The following is a 17340-nucleotide window of genomic DNA, read 5'->3' as shown; positions in this document are numbered from 1 at the left end:
AACCCGCCCAGGGCCTGTGGCGAGCGGGCTACACCGGCTGCCGGTCCGCCGAGTCCTCGGCCGCCAGCCCGCGCATGACATGTTCGAGCAGCGCGAGCAGCACCCCCTTCACCGACTCCTTGTCTCGGGCGTCGCAGAGCACGAGCGGCACCTCGGGCGGCAGGTCCAGCGCCGTACGGATGTCCTCGGGATCCTCTTCGCACATGCCGTCGAAGCAGTTGACGCCGACGGCGAAGGGAATGCCGCGGTGCTCGAAGAAGTCGACGGAGGGGAAACAGCTGTCCAGCCGCCGGGTGTCGGCCAGCACGACCGCGCCGAGCGCGCCGCGGGACAGGTCGTCCCACATGAACCAGAAGCGGTCCTGTCCGGGCGCTCCGAAGAGGTAGACCACGAGGGCCGCACTCAGGGTGATCCGGCCGAAGTCCATGGCGACGGTCGTGGTGGTCTTGCGCTCCACACCGGCCAGGTCGTCGATGCCGACGCTGGCCTCGGTGATGAGCTCCTCGGTGCGCAGCGGCTCGGTCTCGCTGATGGTGCCGACGAGGGTGGTCTTGCCGACGCCGAAGCCGCCGGCAATGAGGATCTTGGCCGTCGCCGCGTCGGGCGAGACCGCGGTGAGGTCAGAGTCTACGAATGCCATCGATCACTGCCTGAAGGAAGCGGGCGTCGGGGACTCCGGCCGCCGGGGGTGAGGAAACGGAGACGAGTTCGGTGTCGAGGAGGTCGCCCAGCAGGACTCGTACGACCGCGACGGGCAGGTCCAGGTGTGCCGAGACCTCCACCAGGGCCGTCGGCCTGCGGCACAGCGCGAGCAGCCGGTGCTGTTCGGGCTGGAGCCGCTGGGCCCGGGTCGGCGGGCGGACGGTGCTGATCAGTGCGATCAGGTCGATGTCGGTGCAGGCCGAGCGGGTACGGCCCCCGGTCACGGTGTAGGGGCGGATCAGGCGTCCGGGATCGTCGTCCGCCCATGGGTCTTCCTCGGACCAATGTCTCATTCATGCTCACCTGTGTGTGGACCACTGGCGTATGGGGGAAAGCGCGGCGCGGCGCTCAGGAACTGGCCCACCTGCCGCACGAGCATCGTCATCTCGTAGCCGACGTTTGCCACGTCCACCGCCGAGCTGGCGAGCACCGCGAGCCGAGCGCCGCCGCCGGCCGTGGTGACGAAGAGGAAGAGGTCATCCATCTCGATGACCGTCTGCTGGACCCGCCCCCCGCCGAAGTGGCGGCTGGTGCCCTGGGCGAGGGAGTGGACTCCCGAGGCGATGGCCGCGAGCTGTTCGGCGTCGGCCCTGACCAGTCCGGCGGAGGAACCGACCAGCAGGCCGTCCTCCGACAGCACGATCGCGTACCGGGTCTCCGGGATCCGGTCGATCAGATTGTCGAGAAGCCAGGACAGACCTTCGCGCGCGGTATTGGTTCGTGTCATGGAGTGGTGTTCCTTGTCGGGCTGGTGCGGGTGGGCGACGGACGCTGGTGGGACGGGGGCGCGGGCCACCGCGGTGCGGGCACTTCCTCCTGTGCGCGGGCTCGACGGGTGCCGTCCCGGAGCGCGGCGAGCATCGAGCGGGCCTGTTCCGGGCGGCGCTCCTCCGCCCCACGGGCCGGACCCTGGTCCGGTTCCTCGTGCCGTTCCCGGAGCTGGGGGGCGAGGTTGGCCAGCCGGACCCGGCGCGGAAGACGGCTCGGGCCACCGGCGCGGGAACCCGCCGGAGGAGAGCTGCCGGGATTGGCTCCGGTCCCGTTGCCGCGCCCGGCCGCCGGGGGCCGGGCCGGTACGCCGTCGTGCGGAGCGGACGCCGTCGTGCGGGTACGCCTCGGCATACCGCCGACCATCGCCTCCTCCGGTGGGGTGGTGTCGACGACCGAGGCCAGATGGCGCTCCGCACGCGGGTCCAGCGTCGTGGGCGGGAGGTCGGCGACCGGCTCGGTCAGGTCGTGCGGGAGGATGACGACGGCCAGCGATCCACCGTAGGACGACGCCTGCAGGCTGGCCCTGATGCCGTGCCGCTGGGCGAGATGGCCGACGGTGAACAGCCCCAGGCGCGGGTCCTCGCCCAGCGAGGTGATGCTGAACTCCCGGGGATTGTGCAGCAGGCCGTTGGCGGCTTCGTACTCATCCGGCGACAGCCCGAGGCCCCGGTCCTCCACTTCCACCGCGTATCCCTGCGCCACCGGCAGAGCGCGGACCCGCACTTCCGTGTGCGGGGGCGAGAAGGTCACGCCGTTCTCGATCAGCTCCGCCATGAGGTGGATGGCGTCGCCGACCGCCGGACCGGCCACGGCGATCGCCGGCATCGGTTCGACCACCACCCGCGTATAGCCCTCGATCTCGGACACCGCGCTGCGCAGCAGGTCCGCGAGTGACACGGCCTGCTTCCAGCGGCGCCGGGGTGCCGAACCCGACAGGACTGTCAGGCTCTCCGCGTTGCGCCGCATACGCGTGGCCAGGTGGTCGACGCGGTAGAGGTCGGCAAGGAGCTGGGGATCCTGCTCCTTGCGTTCCATGCCGTCGATGACCGTGAGTTGTCGGTGCACCAGGATCTGGATGCGCCGGGACATGTTGAGGAACACCTTCCGCGACCCCTCGCGCAAGTCGGCCTGCTCCAGCGCGACACTCACCGCGATCTGCTGAGCGCTGTTGAAGGCCTCCGCGACCTTGCCCAACTCGTCGGTTCCATAGTCGAGTTCGGGCAGATCGTCGAGGCCCGCCTGCTTGCCGTCGGTGCGCAGCCTGCCGATCAGCTCGGGCAGCCGTTCCTGGGCCAGGTCGAGGGTCGCCTCACGCAGGCCGGTCATACGGCCGATGAGCGACCGCGTGATGCGCCAGGACAGCACGGCGACCACGAGCACCGCCAGCAGGGCAAGGGCGCTGCCGCCCAGCACCCTGTACAGCAGCTCCTGGTTCCTGTCCTCGTTGTTCTGGGTGACCCGGGCCAGGTACTGGTTCTCAGTGTCCTGCACAGCGGTGAACACATGGCTCGGTGCGGCGGCTCGGGCAGCCGTGAGGTGGGGGACCTGGATGCTGTCCCCGCCTCCCTCGGCCGCCGTGGGGAGAGACGCTTCGAAGGCGTTCAGCTCGGCCCAGTCGCGGCTGTCCATGGTCTTCTGCAGCGCGGCTCGCATGCTCGCCGGCAGATACGGAGTGACCTCGTTGGCGACGGTGGAGCTGCGAACAGCTGCTGCCGAAGCCAGAGTTGTCCGCTCCTTGACACTCAACCGCCCACCGGCCGCGGCACCGTCGAGGGCGGCTCTCTCCTCCGCGAGCGCCTCGGTCGCCCGCAGGAACGACAGGGCGTGTGCGGCTTCCGCCGCCGTGGCCCCGCTGCCGTTGTCCGTGCTCAGCGTGCCGAAAAGGTTCAGAACCGACTGGATCGTCCCGGAGTAGACGTCGAAGGCGTGCCGCCGGTCCGCCTTCCCGCCGTCGACCGCGGTCCGTTCCGTCGTCAGGGCGTCCAGTTGCTTCCGGACGGTCGCCAACTGGGCCTGGTACTGGGCCGATCCGTCACTGGCCGATACGGCGTCCGCCTTGCGGAAGTCGGCGAGAATGCCGTCGGTGCGGGCCCGCTGGGCGACCAGCGCGGCACGGCTTCCGTGCGATGACAGCAGCATGACCGTCAACTGCCGTTCCTTCTGGAACTCCGCGACGCCCGGCACCAGCGCGTACGTCGTCTTGGCCGCCTGCCCGACTTGGCCGGCCTGACGCCACTGGCTGAACAGCACGGCCGAGCCGCTGAACCAGAGCAGGATCATCGCCACGGCCGGGACCAGCGCGAGTGAGATCAACGAGGCACGGATGCTGCGGCCTCGGCCGGTGCTCGGCCTCATGCGTACGGCCTTTCCCCTGTGCCTGTTCACTTCGCCTGCCGGCGTGTGACGGAGCGGGGGCGGAAGCAGTCTGTGGCGTGGAGCTGGGGCACCGGGAGCTTTCCTTTCCGGAGGGGAGGCGCGCAGTGCGTCGGCATCACTGGACATGCGGGCATGACGGAACATGCCGACGAGTGACGGGAGTTGAGCGGAGCGCGGATGAAAGGTCGGGAAGGCGGCTGCTGATTCACGGCGGGCCACCCGCCCCGTCGCGCAGTTGAGGTAAGCATGAAACCGAGCCCGCCGAGCAGGGTCAAGCCAGTGCGCGGACATGCGGTAATGGCTGTTTAGGGCACTCAGTACACTATGCGCGTAGATGTTTCTGGCCGCCCCCCATGCCGAAAACCCCCTCACCGTCGCGTTGTGGCTGATTACGCGTGGTGAAGCGACGAGGTGCGGCACGTCGGCCAGCGACAAGGGGCCCCACATCGCGTCACGGGTCACATCCATCACCCCGGGACAGGAGTGACGCAGATCACATTATGCGGAAGGCGTGAAAGCCCTTCCATCGCCCTTCACCGCCTCGCCACAGGCCGCGAACCGGATGCACGGTGATTCGGCCAGGCCGATTGGATCGATCGGTCGAAACGATCAGCCCCGACCTTGCGTCAGGTTTTATTGACCGTTCGGTACACGATTCAATAGCATGCGGGTGACCCGGCGTCCGGTCGATCACTGCGCTCCTAGGAGGACTTGAGGCATGAACATCGTCGCCTGTGTGAAGTACGTGCCCGACGCCACTGGCGACCGGCGGTTCGCCGATGACCTGACCCTCGACCGTGACGACGTGGACGGTCTGCTCTCCGAGCTCGACGAGTACGCGGTCGAGCAGGCGCTGCAGATCGCCGAAGACCAGCGGGGAAGGGGGGACGACGACGTCGAGGTCACCGTCCTGACGGTGGGCCCCGAGGACGCCGGGGACGCACTGCGCAAGGCGCTGTCCATGGGCGCGGACAAGGCGATCCACGTCGAGGACGACGACCTGCACGGCACCGACGTCATCGGCACCTCGCTGGTGCTGGCGAAGGCGATCGAGAAGGCCGGCTTCGACCTGGTCGTGTCCGGCATGGCCTCCACCGACGGCACGATGGGTGTCGTACCTGCGCTGGTCGCCGAGCGGCTCGGGGTCCCGCAGATGACGCTGCTGTCCGAGGTGTCCGTCGAGGACGGGGTGGTGGTGGGGCGCCGGGACGGGGACGCCGCGTCGGAGCAGTTGGAGGCCTCGCTTCCGGCCGTCGTGTCGGTGACCGACCAGTCGGGTGAGGCGCGGTATCCGTCCTTCAAGGGCATCATGGCGGCCAAGAAGAAGCCGGTTCAGTCCTGGGACCTGTCCGACCTCGACATCGAGGCCGAGGAGGTCGGCCTCGCGGGTGCCTGGACCAAGGTCGAGGGCGCCGCCGCGCGTCCGGCCCGTACCGCCGGCACGATCGTCAAGGACGAGGGCGAAAGCGGGAAGCAGCTCGCCGAGTTCCTCGCAGGCCAGAAGTTCGTCTGATCCATCAGGAGTTGCTGTCCCATGGCTGAAGTTCTCGTCTAAAGGTCCTCACGCACGACGCCGCCGAGTACGCCGACTACCTGGTCGTCCCGAAGGTGGACGCGCTCCAGGCCGCGTACGAGGTGGTGTCCGCCGGGGGCTCCCCGGCCGCGGTGCTGGTGCCGTCCTCCGCCGAGGGCAAGGAGATCGCGGCGCGCCTCGCGGTCCGCATCGGCTCCGGCATCATCACGGACGCGACCGACCTGGAGGCCGGTGACGAGGGCCCGGTGGCCACGCAGTCCGCGTTCGCCGCCTCCTTCACCACCACGTCCCGTGTCGCCAAGGGCACGCCGGTCATCACGGTCAAGCCGAACTCGGCCGCCGTGGAGGCCGCCCCGGCCGCGGGCGCCGTCGAGGCCCTGACGGTGTCCTTCTCCGAGAAGGCCACCGGCACCAAGGTCACCGCGCGCACCCCGCGCGAGTCGACCGGCCGCCCCGAGCTGACCGAGGCCGCGATCGTGGTCTCCGGCGGCCGTGGCGTCAACGGCGCCGAGAACTTCTCGATCATCGAGGCGCTCGCCGACTCCCTCGGCGCGGCCGTGGGTGCCTCGCGTGCCGCGGTGGACGCCGGCTGGTACCCGCACACCAACCAGGTCGGCCAGACCGGCAAGAGTGTGTCGCCGCAGCTGTACATCGCCTCCGGTATCTCCGGCGCGATCCAGCACCGCGCCGGTATGCAGACGTCGAAGACGATCGTGGCGATCAACAAGGACGCCGAGGCGCCCATCTTCGACCTGGTCGACTACGGCGTGGTCGGCGACCTCCTCGACGTCGTCCCGCAGCTCACCGAGGAGATCAACACCCGCAAGGGCTGACCACCACCGGGCTGTCCCAGAGCCCCGATGGTGCAGCCCACTGCATCCTCTGGTGGCCGTACTGCTCCACCGCGCCCGGCATTCCGGTCGCCTGTCGTTGATCGCATGGGGAAAGCGGTCTGCCAGGCCGGACGGGCCACGGGACAGCCGGCCCGTTTCACGACGTGGTGGCTGCCGTCGGCAGCGGGCCCGAGCTCCTGCCGGCGCTGCTGGAACACCGCCCGGACGCGGCCGTGCTCGACATACGCATGCCTCGGCACTTCCGCGACGAGGGACCGCGCGCGGCACGGGAGGCGCGCGAGCGGATTCCCGTGCTGGTCCTGTCCCAGTACGTCGAGGAGTCCTACGCGGCCGAACCGCTCCAGGACGGCGCTGCCGGGCCCGACTACCTCCTCAAGGACCGCGTGGGCCGGGCGGGCGAGTTGCTCGACGCGCTGGAACGCGTCGCGGCGGGAGGGACGACCCTGGACCCCGAAGTGGTCGGTGAGCTGCTGACCCGCCGCCGCGACACGCCCCTGGACTCGCTCACGCCGCGCGAGCGCGAGGTGCTCGCGCTGATGGCCGGGGGCCACGACAACGCCACCGGCGCCCGCATGCTCGTCGTCACCGAACGGGCCGTGAGCAAGGACCTCGGCAATGTCTTCCTGACGCTGGGGCTGCCTGCCGGCGACAGCGGGCACCACGGGGTTCTCGCCGTGCCTGCCGACCTGAACAACCCGCGGGCCTGAGGAAGGACGGTCAGTTCAGACGCTCCCGGGCGGCGGCCGGGAACTGGCGAGAGGCCGTACGCACCAGTGCCTCGACACGGCCGGCCGACAGCACGGCACCGGGGCATCGCAGGAACCAGCGCATGGTGTCCTCGTCTCCGCTCAGCCCCTGCGGGCGGGGTGGCAGATACGGCTGCACGTAGACGGGGGTGTTCGGCTCGAACCGCCAGCTTTCCGCGAGCGTCCCGGCGTCCACGGCGTCGTAGCCGAGCAGGTCGAGCAGGTCGCGCGCCTCGGTCTTGGCCCGCTCGTCGTCGCCGGCCACCGGCAGCGCGCTGCGGTCGGCGGCCCCTGAGGGCCGGGCGAGGAGTTCGAGCCGACGGAAGTCGATGTTGTTGAAGGCCTTGACCACTCGTGAGCCGGGCAGTTGCCGCTGCACCAGCTCACTGGAGGTCAGCTCTCTCCTGTCCAGCTCGGCGACGGGCCGGTCACGCTCGGGGTAGTAGTTCATCGTGTCGATCACCGTCTTGCCGGACAGTTCGGCGACGGGGAGCGTGGCGTAGCCGCCCAAGGGCACCGTGACCACGACGAGGTCCCCGGCCAGCGCGGCGTCCCGCACGTCTGCGGCCTGTGGCCGTGGGCCCCATGACCTCACCAGGTCCGTGAGCGTCTCCGGTCCCCGGGAATTGCTCACGACGACGTCCAGGCCCGCGGCAGTCGCCAGTCTGCCCAGAGCGCTTCCGATGCGGCCTGCTCCGATCAGTCCGAGGACGGTCGTCACTTCGACTGTCCTTCCGCCAGGGCCACCGGGACCGGGGCGACCTCGTCCCGGGCCGTCCGGTGCCGGCCGGGCGCCAGCACGGTGAGTGCGAGCAGGACGCCGCCGAGCGCGAGACCGGTCATGAGCAGGAGGGCTCCCCGGATACCCGGCTCGGCGTAGAGGACACCGGCCGGGGACACGGTCGAGGAGCCCGCCATGATGGCGAACATGATGACCGGGACGATGCTGGCGAAGCCGCTCTGGCACACCTGCACGCTGCCGGCGATGGAGGCCTGTTCCTCCGCCGGGGTCTCCGCGATGACCATGTTCGGTACGGAGCCGTAGGCGAGTCCGGTCCCGAGACCGTCGCACACCGCGCCGGTCAGCACCGGCCCCTGGGTGTCGTGGAAGAAGACGAGGAGGAGGCCGGCGGCCGCGATCAGCGAGAGCCCGGCGACCATGCACCAGCGGGCCGCCAGGCGCCGCACGGCCCGGCTGACGGTGACTCCCCCGACGACCTGGGCGAAGGCCTGTGGTGAGGCGATCGAGGCGAAGGCGAACGCGGTCATGCCCAGGCCATAGGTGCGGCCGGCGGAGGCGGGCGTGAGCGAGAGGATGGGCAGGATCGTCGCGGGTACGACCGTCGCGCCGTAGGCGGTGGCGCCCGTGACGGCTGCCAGGAGGATCGGCCGCCGGGTGAACAGCGCCACGTCGAGAATGGGTTCGGCCGTCCGGCGGGCCAGTGCCGCGAAGCCCGTGAGCGCCGCGAGGCCGGCGGCGAACAGTCCGATGACGGAGCCCGAGGACCATCCCCACTGCTGCCCCTTGCTCACCGCCACCAGTACGAGAGCGAGCCCGCCGCCGAGCAGGACGGCACCGACGTAGTCGACCCGCGCCCGGTGCCGCAGCGCAGTCTCCGGTGTGCTGAACCGGATCACCACGGCCAGGACCACCATCACGATCACGTTGAAGGTGTACATGCCCCGGAAGCCGAACGTGTCGAGCAGCCAGCCGACCAGGAACGGCACGCCGACCCCGAAGGCTCCGATTCCGGTCACCGAGATACTGGCGGCGAGGGGCAGCGTGCGCGGCGGATAGACATCACGCATCAGCGAGTACGTGAGGAACATGCCGGAGATGGCGAACCCTTCGAGGCACCGGCCGGCCAGCAGCACCCCGAACGCCGGCGCCGTCGCGGAGACGGCCGCGCCCGTCGCGGCCACGGCCATGGCACCCAGCAGCACCCGCCTCTTTCCGTGCAGATCGGCCAGTTTGCCCAGCAACGGGCTGACCACCGCGCCCGTGAGCATGTAGCAGGTGAGCAGCCATCCGCCCTGGCCGGTCCGGAAGTGGCGGGTGACCGAGGGAAGGGCCGTCGACGTCATCGTGTAGCTCAGGGCGACCAGTTCCACCACCATCACCATGGCTACGGTCGACGCCGCGAGTCGTGGGGTCCAGCCCTGCGTGTCGGTGGGTTCCGGGTGGGCCGTTCGGGATTGCCGTCGCGTCATCGTCACTCCTTGAGTGATCGGCTCGGTGAAGCGACGGTATTGGCGTGTTCTCGCCCCTATCAATCGGCGCTCCCGGTGGCCGGGAGACTGGGGACGGCCGTCGTGCGGTGAGACGGGTGAGGCGACTGACGGAGTGCTCGCAAGAGCGGCCGCGGTGTCCCGCACTGTCCGGCCGGCCGCCGTGACGGCCGGGGATGGCGCGGGACACCGCTCACTCGCACCGGGTGCCGCGTCGCACGCGAACGCGCCGAAGCGGACTACCAGGCGATGGGCAGCTCGTAGATGCCGTAGGCCTGCGAGTCCTCCTTGAACTTCAGCTCCGAGACGTCGCCCGCCATCCGCAGCGTCGGGATGCGGTTGAACAACGTGCTGAAGACCACGTGGAGTTCGATACGGGCCAGCTGCTGCCCGATGCACTGGTGCGGACCCCAGCTGAACGACATGTGGTGCGAGGCCTTGCGGGTGAGGTCGAGCTTGGCCGGCTCGGGGAACGCCTCGGGGTCCCAGTTGGCGGCCGGCAGGGACGCGATGACGCCGTCACCGGCGCGGATGATCTCGCCGTCGATCTCGATGTCGTCGACGACCGCGCGCCGGGCCAGCAGATGCGGGATGGTCAGGTAGCGCAGCAGCTCCTCGACCGCGTTGGCCACGAACTTCGGGTCACCGCTGTTCTCCCGCAGCAGCGCGAGCTGGTCGGGGTTCTGCAGCAGGAGCGCGGTACCCAGGGTGATCATGTTGGCGCTCGTGTCATGACCGGCGACCAGCAGGATGTGTCCGAGCGGAGCGGCCTCCGACATGGCGAGATCGCCGGCCCTGACCCGCTCGGCGAGGTCGCTGAGCACATCCTCACCGGGGTTGTCCATCTTGGCCTCGATCAGCCCGGAGATGTACTCACGCAGCACACGGGCCGTCTCCGCCGACTTCTCGGCGCTCTCGTACCGGGCGTTGGTGACTCCGGCGTGCTCCTGGAAGAAGTCGTGATCCTCGTAGGGCACGCCGAGCAGCGCGCAGATCATCAGCGACGGCAGCGGCAGCGACAGCGCCGCGTTCAGCTCGGTGGGGTTCGGGCCCGCCACCATGCGGTCGATGAGGTCGTCGGTGATCTGCTGGATCTCCGGACGCAGTTTCTCCATCCGGTGACGGGTGAAGGAGCTCGTCAGCATCCGGCGCCAGCGCTGGTGCTCGGTGCCGTCGGTGTTGTTGATGGACGGCTGCATCTCCGCCGCGTGCGCCTTCATCGCAGCGGTGGTGTGCGGATATCCGGCCCCACCGATGTTGGCGCTGAGCCGCGGGTCGGCCAGCAGCCGGCGCAGCGCGTCATGGGTCGTGGCCAGCCAGGGCGTGCTGCCGTCCCAGGTCTCGACCTTGCGCACCGACTTGCCCGAGTCATGCAGCGCGAGCAGGCTCGGCGGCGGCGCGAACGGGCACTCCGCCGCTCGTGGCGACGGGAACTTCGGCAGCTCCTCGGCCGTGCCGGCGCCGGTCGTCTTCTCAGCCATGTCCGCACTCCTCTTTCTCGACTTCGTCATCGGACGGCGATGGTCCACGCGCGTTCGTCATGACGTCGGCGGATCTGCCCGCCTCGCCCTGCCCGGTCGACGGCGGCTGCCGCAGGACGGCCATGGCAGGTCGTGTGCGGCTCCTGGCCAGCGGCACGGCGATGTGCACGGACCCAATATTACGTCGACCGATCGGTACAATCAATCCCGCCGAGTCTTTCCCGCCGCTCCCGGGCACACCGCTCCTACTCGGCACCTTCCTTCTCGTGATCCGCTATGGCGTCCTCGATCCCCCGGTCCACCGCGGTCGCGTTGCCCCAGCCCGTGTAGAAGGCGAGCTGCAGCACCCCCTCCCGCAGCTCGTCACGAGTCAGCTCGCCGTTGCGCAGTGCGCCGAGGGCCTGGATGCGGATGAGGTCCGCCCGCCCGAGCGCGGCGGTCGCGCCGATCACGAGGAGCCTCCGGTCGCGGATCGAGAGCCCCGGACGTGACCAGATGTCGCCGAAAAGGTGCTCCACCGTCTCCCTGTGGTACGGCTGCGTCCGCGCGACCGCGTAGTACGTCGCGGAGAAGCCCTCCCCGTACACGTCGTCCAGGACTTCCTTGCCCCGGCTCCAGCGGTCGTTCTCGTCCGTGGCCATCTGACCTCACCTCCGATGCGCATGCCCCCCCGGTCCGCTTCCGGAGGGCCGATGTCCCGGAAGTTAAGCGACGGTCCCCGCGGCGGACCGGTCGGTGTCTCGCTGACAGGGACAGCCGATCCGGCCCCGCGCGTGGGACGGCTACCGTGACCCGTCCACACACGGAGAAGGGGGCGGACGTGAGGGCCCAGCCGGACGGAACACACAGGGACCCCGTCGCCGCGGGCGTGATCGGGCTCGGCATGATCGGCGGTGGCGCGGCGCGGAACATCGCCGCGGCGGGCCTGCCACTGACGGTCTACGACATCCGCTCCGACGCCGCGGAAGGACTCGACGGCGTGGCCGCACCCCTCGGCTCCCCCGCCGACGTGGCGCGTGCCAGTGACGTCGTACTGATCTCGGTGGTCGACGCCGGGCAGGTCCGGGAGGTCCTGACCGGCAAGGACGGACTGCTCACCGCCGACAGGCCGGGGCTCGTCGTCCTGCTGCTGTCCACCGTGGCGCTCTCGGCCGTGCGGGAGTTCGCCGCGCTGTGCGCCCGGCACGGGGCAACGCTGCTGGACGCGGGTGTGACGCAGGCGGGCGAGGGGCTGCTGGTCTCCATGATCGGCGGGCCCGCCGAGGTCGTCGAACGGGTCCGGCCCGTGCTGGACGCCTTCTCCAGGGCCGTCGTCCACTGCGGCCCCGTGGGCTCCGGCATGGTGACCAAGATCGCCCGCAATGTCGTGACCTACGCGAGCTGGGCGGTCGTACGCGAGGCCACGGGCATGGCCGTGCGGGCCGGTGTGGATCCCGAGCGGCTGATCGAGGTACTGGACACGGCCGTGGCGGGCGGCACCTCCCCGCTGTTCCTGCTCCGGGACCATCTCGACGCCCAGGGCGTCATCCGCCGCCAGGCTGTCTACATCGAGGCGCTCGCGCAGAAGGACCTGGCGGCGGCGCAGGAGCTCGGGCGGGAGATCGGGTCCGGCACTCCGGTCGTCGACACGGTGCGTCCTTGGATGTCCGCCGTGCTGCAAGGACGCTACGGGTACGAGAAGCCGGTGCAGGGCTCCGCCTAGGTCCTGGTCAGGTGCGTGTTGTCGGCGTGCCGCGCGGAGTCCTCGTACCGGATGTACTCGGGCTTTCGCCCGGTGCGGCGAAGGGGGTCCCTCCCTGTTCGAGCGAAGCCTGGAACTCGGGGGCACGTGCACGGCGTCGCGGGGCGGACGGGAGTGTGCCGACAGGGCCTGGGAACGCGGACCCCGGAGGGCCGGAGACCGCGCCGCCGTGCGGGGCGCGACCTCCGGCCCTTTCCGTGCGCGGGACGGTCAGCCCGTCTGCTCGCCGACGAGGTCGAGCACGGCGCGGTAGGCGAAGGCCAGGCTGCTGCCGATCGGTGTGCCGGCGCCCGGATACACCCGTCCCGACATGGCCGCGGCGGTGTTGCCCGCCGCGTAGAGCCCCGGGATCGCTTTACCGTCCGGCCTCAGGACGCGCGCGTTCTCGTCCGTCTTCAGCCCGCCCTTGGTGCCGATGTCGGAGAGCACGATCGTCGCGGCGTAGAACGGCGGGGTGTCGATCGGCAGGAGCACCTGATTGGCGAAGCCCGGCGTGGACTTCGCCGGGTAGTTCATCACGGGTCCGGCCGGGAAGCCCACGATGTGGTGGCTCATCTGGTCGAAGGGGGCCTCACCCCGGTGGAACCGTTCGTCCACACCGCTGCCCGAATAGCCGTTGAACTCCTCGACGGACCTGCGCAGCGCGTCGTACGGCACCCCGATCAGCTCCGCCAGTTCCTCCAGGGTGTCGGCCTTCTTGAGCGCGCCCGACTCCCACCATGCCGGGTTCGGCGGCTGCTCGGGATCGCCGCCGAAGCTGTCGCGATCGAGGTGCCGCTGGTCGAACACCCAGTGAGAGGGGATGTGGGAGACGCCGGTGGTCGTGTGCAGCCGCACCATTTCGTGGCCGATCTGGTCGTAGGGACCGGTCTCGTTCACGAATCGCTCGCCGGCGCCGTTGACCCAGATGCCGCCCCGGGTGCCCATGTGGAACACCGGCAGCCCGTCCGGCTGGACGAGACCCGGCACGTACCACGCCTCGTCGAGCAGGTCGGTGGCCGCGCCCACCGCCACGCCGGCCTGGAGCGCGTCGCCGGTGTTGGCCGGGCAGCCGTTCGACCAGGTTCCGTCGAGCGGCACCGGGTGGTACTTCGCGCGGAGTTCCGCGTTGCGTTCGAAGCCGCCTGCGGCGAGCAGCACGCCGCGCCCGGCGCGGAAGGTGATTCGCTCGTCCTCGCTCGTCGCCGTCACACCCACGACCCGGTCATCCTCCAGCACCAGGCTCTCCAGCCGGGTGTTGAGCCGGAGCGTGCCGTTCCCGGTCTCCAGGAAGGCGGCCAGGGCCCGGCCGATCAGGGCACGGCCGCCGGTGAACACCGGGCCCCGCTCCACGCCGCGGCGTTCACGGGGGATGCTCCCCCGGACCAGCTCGGCCCGGTCACCGAGCTCCGCGACGACGACGTCGGGCGGGAAGATGGTCCGCCCCGCGGGCGTGGCACCCGGGACCGACGCGAAGTAGTCGGGTACGGGACCGTGGACGAACGACTGGAACCAGGGGTTCTCCTCCAGTTCGGCGATCAGCCTCCGGCCGGCCTCCAGGTAGGCATCCTGCAGGTGTTCCCTGGTCTCGTCCGCCACCACGGTGCGCAGATAGGTCCGGGCGTCCTCCGGACCCTCCTCGATGCCCGCCCGCTTCAGCGGCGCCGACCCCGGGTACCAGACGCCCGCGCCGGAGTAGGCCGTCGTACCGCCGACGCGATCCGTCTTCTCGATCACGAGGGTGCGCAGGCCTCGTGACGCCGCGACATAGGCGCCGACGAGCCCACCCCCTCCCGATCCGACGACGACGACGTCGTAGCTCTCCCCACTGGCCATCACTGTCCTCCTCCTGTGCTGCTCTCAGGGTTGCGCTCCGGGCACCCGTGCAAGGGCGCCCGGAGCGCCGGTGACCGTCCCTTGTCACCTCGCCCGGCGGAACGCGCCCGGGAGCGTGACGTCTTGCGGTACGCACGCCGCGTGGCGGAGATCGATCGGCAGGGTCGCCGGGAACACCCCGGCTCACGTTCGGGCGCGGCCGCCTGAACAGTGTGATGGCGGCCTCATTCGCCCGGGTGGCCGGATTCCGGTGACCGGAATGGATTGCGTGGAGGCTCTCGCGGGGTCAGCGGTTGGTGCGGCCCAGGTCCACCGGCAGCTGGACTCCGGTGATGTGGCGGGCCTCGTCCGAGGCGATCCAGGCCACGGCCGCCGCGATGTCCTCGGCCTGGCTGACACCGTCGGGCAGAACTCCCTGGAAGAAGGCGCTCAGTTCCGGGTCCTTCTCGAGGACCGGGCGGATCCCGGGAACGAGCTTGGTGTCGACGCCGTGCGGGTGCACGGTGTTCACCCTGATCCGGTACGAACCCAGCTCGTTGGCCAGGGTTTTGGCCAGTCCGGTGACACCGTGCTTGGCCGCCACGTAGTCGGCCAGCAACGGCAGTCCGCGCAGTCCGGCGACCGAACTGGTGAAGACGATCGCGCCGCCGGTGGCCTGCTCGATCATCAGCGGCACGGCGGCCTTCACGGTGTGGAAGGCACCGGTCAGGTTGATGTCGAGCGTCGCGTTCCAGTGGTCCAGCTCGATCTCCCAGGTACGGGCGAAGGTGGTCATGCCCGCGTTGGCCACCACGACGTCCAGCCGCCCGAGTTCGCGGACGCTCGCCTCCAGGGCCGACCGCACGGCGGGGAAGTCGCGGGTGTCGGCCTTGTGGGTGAGGATGCGCCGGCCGAGCTTCTCGACCAGGCGGGCGGTCTCCGCGAGGTCCTCGGCGGTCGCTCCCGGGTAGTCCGTGGTGGACAGGTCCTCGCAGATGTCCAGCGCGATGATGTCGGCGCCCTCCGCGGCGAAGCGCACCGCCTCGGCGCGGCCCTGACCGCGGGCCGCTCCGGTGATGAAGACGACCTTTCCCTGGAAGCGGCGGGCGGTCGGCTCGCCCGGGACGGGTGCCTCGGGAACGATGGCGGTCATCGGATGTCTCCTTCGTTCTCGGCCTGCTCGGCCGGCGGGGTTGTCGAGGCCTGCTTCGGTGCGGGGGTGAGGCTCAACCCGGTGAGTTCACCGCTCTGCCGCCACTCCGCCAGCATGCTGAAGTAGGCGCTGGAGGTGCCCGGGTAGTTGACGTTCTTCCGGGGGCGGGCTTCGGGGTCCCCCTCGTTGTTCCAGCGTCCGGGTGTGCAGTCCTTCAGGAAGTTGCCGCCGCCCAGGAGCGCGAGGCCGGAGCCCTCCACGACGCGGCGGACGTAGGCCTCCTCATCCTGCCTGGCGGGGTCGGCGATCACTCCGCGGCGTTCGAACTCCTCGACGCAGGCGGCGACGTGCTGGGTGGTCTCGTCCAGGGTGTGGCAGAAGTTCACCGCGGCGGTGCCCTGGGTGTAGTTCGGCGGCAGGATGAAGAAGTTGGGGAAGCCGCTCGTCATCACGCCGTGGAAGGTCTCCGGTCCGTCCTGCCACTTTTGCGAGAGCGTGGCTCCCCCACGGCCGGTCACGTCGAAGCCCACCCGGTCGACGTAGGCGGAGTCCTGGTCAAAACCGGTCGCCAGGATGAGGCAGTCGACCGGGTACTCCACGCCGGCGACCTCGACGCCGCGCGGGGTGATCCGCCGGACGCCCTGCCCCCGGGTGTCGATCAGCCGGACGTTCGGCTGGTTGAAGGCGGGCAGGTACTCGTCGTGGAAGCAGGGACGCTTGCACTGGTAGCGGTAGTACGGCTTGAGGGCCTCGGCCGTCGCCGGGTTGCGTACGACCTCGTCGATGCGGGCCCGGATGTTCTCCATGTGCTGAAGATCGGTCAGCTCCCGCTTCTCCGCGGCCTCCTCGGGACTCAGGTCACCGTACGAGTCGCTGCTGAGCAGCGCGTGGTAGAAGACGGTCCAGCCGTCCCCCACCAGGTCCTCGGTGATCTGCTCGCCGTTGGTGACCAGGGTGAAGTTCTCCCGCCTGCGCTTCTGCCAGCCGGGCTGCCGGCTCCGCGCCCAGTCCGGGTCGGTCTCCCGGTTGTTGCGGACGGCGACCGTGGAGGGGGTCCGCTGGAAGACGAGGAGTTCTTGGGCCGACTCGGCGAGCGGCGCCACGATCTGGACCGCGGTGGCGCCGGTGCCGATGACGCCGACCGTCTTGTCGGCGAGCTTGGTGAGGGGGCTCGCGGCGTCGCCGCCGGTGTAGTCGTAGTCCCATCGCGACGTGTGGAACAGCCTGCCCCGGAAGCTGTCGACGCCCTCGATCGCCGGCAGCTTCAGCGAGGTGAAGGAGCCGTGCGCCACCACCACGTATCGGGCCCGGAACTCGTCGCCCCGGTCGGTGCGCACGATCCACCTCGCGGTGCCCTCCTCCCACCGCAGCCCCGTCACCGAGGTATGGAAGAGCGCGTGGTCGTAGAGCCTGAAGTGGCGGGCCATGCGCCGGGCGTGGGCGAGGATCTCGGGGCCGTAGGCGTAGCGGTGCCGGGGGATGTAGTCCAGTTCCTCCAGCATCGGGAGGTAGACGTAGGACTCGACGTCGCACATCGCTCCCGGATACCGGTTCCAGTACCACACGCCGCCGACGTCCCCGGCCTTCTCGACGATGCGGATGCGGTCGAGTCCGGCCTTGCGCAGATGCGCGGCGGCGAGCAGACCGCCGAATCCGCCTCCCACCACCATCACGTCGACCGTGTCGTGCAGCGGCTCACGCCGCACGACCTCCATGAAGGGGTCCTCGACCAGTTCCTTGTGTTCCGCGAGGTCCAGGACCTCCCGGCGCGAGGGATCGAGGCGCTTGTCCCGCTCGGCCCGGTACTTGGCACGCGCCCGATCGAGATCCGTGGGCGCTGCCGAGGTCTGCGTCATCCCTGTTTCTCCGTCCTGGGGAGAGCTGCGGCGGCACGAACGGCGTGCTGCGGCATGGGGCCGGGCCTGGGCGTGCGACGTGGCGGTCCAGGCCCGGACGTCC

The 17340-nt window shown here is 70.2% G+C and carries 13 protein-coding genes and 2 pseudogenes; 4 read left to right on the top strand and 11 right to left on the bottom strand.

The genetic code is table 11. The features are described from left to right. Nucleotides 1–28: 28 nt before the first annotated feature. Genes ACZ7M2_RS36520 through ACZ7M2_RS36505 form a run of 4 tightly spaced genes read right to left on the bottom strand, consistent with a single transcriptional unit; the run spans nucleotide 29 to nucleotide 3828 of the window. Nucleotides 29–640, bottom strand: coding sequence for a GTP-binding protein (locus ACZ7M2_RS36520; RefSeq protein WP_471598936.1), 612 nt, complete (start codon nucleotides 638–640; stop codon nucleotides 29–31). After that, nucleotides 621–995, bottom strand: coding sequence for a DUF742 domain-containing protein (locus ACZ7M2_RS36515; RefSeq protein WP_352051805.1), 375 nt, complete (start codon nucleotides 993–995; stop codon nucleotides 621–623). Before ACZ7M2_RS36515 ends, ACZ7M2_RS36520 begins: the two co-directional genes overlap by 20 nt. Beyond that, nucleotides 992–1429 carry a roadblock/LC7 domain-containing protein gene (locus tag ACZ7M2_RS36510; protein WP_352051804.1) on the bottom strand — a complete coding sequence of 146 codons (438 nt, stop codon included), beginning with the start codon at nucleotides 1427–1429 and terminating at the stop codon, nucleotides 992–994. The genes ACZ7M2_RS36515 and ACZ7M2_RS36510 overlap by 4 nt, the downstream gene beginning before the upstream one ends. Next, nucleotides 1426–3828 (bottom strand): sensor histidine kinase, encoded by a 2403-nt coding sequence (locus ACZ7M2_RS36505; protein ID WP_471598935.1) that lies wholly within the window; start codon nucleotides 3826–3828, stop codon nucleotides 1426–1428. Before ACZ7M2_RS36505 ends, ACZ7M2_RS36510 begins: the two co-directional genes overlap by 4 nt. Before the next feature lie 739 nt (nucleotides 3829–4567). Between ACZ7M2_RS36505 and ACZ7M2_RS36500 the strand changes: the two genes are divergently transcribed. From ACZ7M2_RS36500 to ACZ7M2_RS36490, 3 genes and pseudogenes are all read left to right on the top strand, one after another. After that, nucleotides 4568–5362 carry an electron transfer flavoprotein subunit beta/FixA family protein gene (locus tag ACZ7M2_RS36500; RefSeq protein WP_471598934.1) on the top strand — a complete coding sequence of 265 codons (795 nt, stop codon included), beginning with the start codon at nucleotides 4568–4570 and terminating at the stop codon, nucleotides 5360–5362. 38 nt (nucleotides 5363–5400) lie between these two features. Continuing rightward, nucleotides 5401–6216: pseudogene (locus ACZ7M2_RS36495) on the top strand (electron transfer flavoprotein subunit alpha/FixB family protein); the annotation flags it as partial. A 158-nt stretch (nucleotides 6217–6374) separates the two neighbouring features. Continuing rightward, nucleotides 6375–6944 (top strand): annotated as a pseudogene (locus tag ACZ7M2_RS36490) (response regulator transcription factor); the annotation flags it as partial. Between the two features lie 10 nt (nucleotides 6945–6954). On the opposite strand, the gene ACZ7M2_RS36485 reads toward ACZ7M2_RS36490, so the two are convergent. From ACZ7M2_RS36485 to ACZ7M2_RS36470, 4 genes are all read right to left on the bottom strand, one after another. Then, on the bottom strand, nucleotides 6955–7704 hold the full coding sequence (locus tag ACZ7M2_RS36485; protein WP_471598933.1) for an NADPH-dependent F420 reductase: 750 nt from the start codon (nucleotides 7702–7704) through the stop codon (nucleotides 6955–6957). Continuing rightward, complete coding sequence (locus tag ACZ7M2_RS36480) at nucleotides 7701–9194, bottom strand: MFS transporter (RefSeq protein ID WP_471598932.1); 1494 nt, start codon at nucleotides 9192–9194, stop codon at nucleotides 7701–7703. Before ACZ7M2_RS36480 ends, ACZ7M2_RS36485 begins: the two co-directional genes overlap by 4 nt. 257 nt (nucleotides 9195–9451) lie before the next feature. Beyond that, nucleotides 9452–10693, bottom strand: a complete 1242-nt coding sequence (locus ACZ7M2_RS36475) for a cytochrome P450 (RefSeq protein ID WP_471598931.1) — start codon at nucleotides 10691–10693, stop codon at nucleotides 9452–9454. Between the two features lie 245 nt (nucleotides 10694–10938). After that, entirely contained in the window at nucleotides 10939–11334 is a 396-nt protein-coding gene (locus ACZ7M2_RS36470; RefSeq protein ID WP_471598930.1) for a carboxymuconolactone decarboxylase family protein, read from the bottom strand. A gap of 179 nt (nucleotides 11335–11513) precedes the next feature. Here ACZ7M2_RS36470 and ACZ7M2_RS36465 point away from each other — a divergent pair, with 179 nt between their 5' ends. Beyond that, complete coding sequence (locus tag ACZ7M2_RS36465) at nucleotides 11514–12395, top strand: NAD(P)-dependent oxidoreductase (RefSeq protein WP_471598929.1); 882 nt, start codon at nucleotides 11514–11516, stop codon at nucleotides 12393–12395. Between the two features lie 249 nt (nucleotides 12396–12644). On the opposite strand, the gene ACZ7M2_RS36460 is transcribed toward ACZ7M2_RS36465, so the two are convergent. The 3 genes from ACZ7M2_RS36460 to ACZ7M2_RS36450 form a co-directional block, all read right to left on the bottom strand. Continuing rightward, nucleotides 12645–14249, bottom strand: coding sequence for an FAD-dependent oxidoreductase (locus tag ACZ7M2_RS36460; protein ID WP_471598928.1), 1605 nt, complete (start codon nucleotides 14247–14249; stop codon nucleotides 12645–12647). A gap of 286 nt (nucleotides 14250–14535) precedes the next feature. Next, on the bottom strand, nucleotides 14536–15381 hold the full coding sequence (locus tag ACZ7M2_RS36455; protein WP_471598927.1) for a mycofactocin-coupled SDR family oxidoreductase: 846 nt from the start codon (nucleotides 15379–15381) through the stop codon (nucleotides 14536–14538). After that, nucleotides 15378–17237 carry a flavin-containing monooxygenase gene (locus tag ACZ7M2_RS36450; RefSeq protein ID WP_471598926.1) on the bottom strand — a complete coding sequence of 620 codons (1860 nt, stop codon included), beginning with the start codon at nucleotides 17235–17237 and terminating at the stop codon, nucleotides 15378–15380. Before ACZ7M2_RS36450 ends, ACZ7M2_RS36455 begins: the two co-directional genes overlap by 4 nt. Nucleotides 17238–17340: the final 103 nt, after the last annotated feature.

It is taken from the genome of Streptomyces sp. NPDC111507 (assembly GCF_055638955.1).
The sequence above is the reverse complement of the archived record's forward strand: the minus strand, read 5'-3'. Positions and strand labels throughout refer to the sequence as shown.

Bases quoted from the DNA above. Each gene is read 5' to 3' on its own strand.
- ACZ7M2_RS36520 (WP_471598936.1), bottom strand. From the start codon at position 640: ATGGCATTCGTAGACTCTGACCTCACCGCGGTCTCGCCCGACGCGGCG.
- ACZ7M2_RS36515 (WP_352051805.1), bottom strand. From the start codon at position 995: ATGAGACATTGGTCCGAGGAAGACCCATGGGCGGACGACGATCCCGGA.
- ACZ7M2_RS36510 (WP_352051804.1), bottom strand. From the start codon at position 1,429: ATGACACGAACCAATACCGCGCGCGAAGGTCTGTCCTGGCTTCTCGAC.
- ACZ7M2_RS36505 (WP_471598935.1), bottom strand. From the start codon at position 3,828: ATGAGGCCGAGCACCGGCCGAGGCCGCAGCATCCGTGCCTCGTTGATC.
- ACZ7M2_RS36500 (WP_471598934.1), top strand. From the start codon at position 4,568: ATGAACATCGTCGCCTGTGTGAAGTACGTGCCCGACGCCACTGGCGAC.
- ACZ7M2_RS36480 (WP_471598932.1), bottom strand. From the start codon at position 9,194: ATGACGCGACGGCAATCCCGAACGGCCCACCCGGAACCCACCGACACG.
- ACZ7M2_RS36475 (WP_471598931.1), bottom strand. From the start codon at position 10,693: ATGGCTGAGAAGACGACCGGCGCCGGCACGGCCGAGGAGCTGCCGAAG.
- ACZ7M2_RS36470 (WP_471598930.1), bottom strand. From the start codon at position 11,334: ATGGCCACGGACGAGAACGACCGCTGGAGCCGGGGCAAGGAAGTCCTG.
- ACZ7M2_RS36460 (WP_471598928.1), bottom strand. From the start codon at position 14,249: ATGGCCAGTGGGGAGAGCTACGACGTCGTCGTCGTCGGATCGGGAGGG.
- ACZ7M2_RS36455 (WP_471598927.1), bottom strand. From the start codon at position 15,381: ATGACCGCCATCGTTCCCGAGGCACCCGTCCCGGGCGAGCCGACCGCC.
- ACZ7M2_RS36450 (WP_471598926.1), bottom strand. From the start codon at position 17,237: ATGACGCAGACCTCGGCAGCGCCCACGGATCTCGATCGGGCGCGTGCC.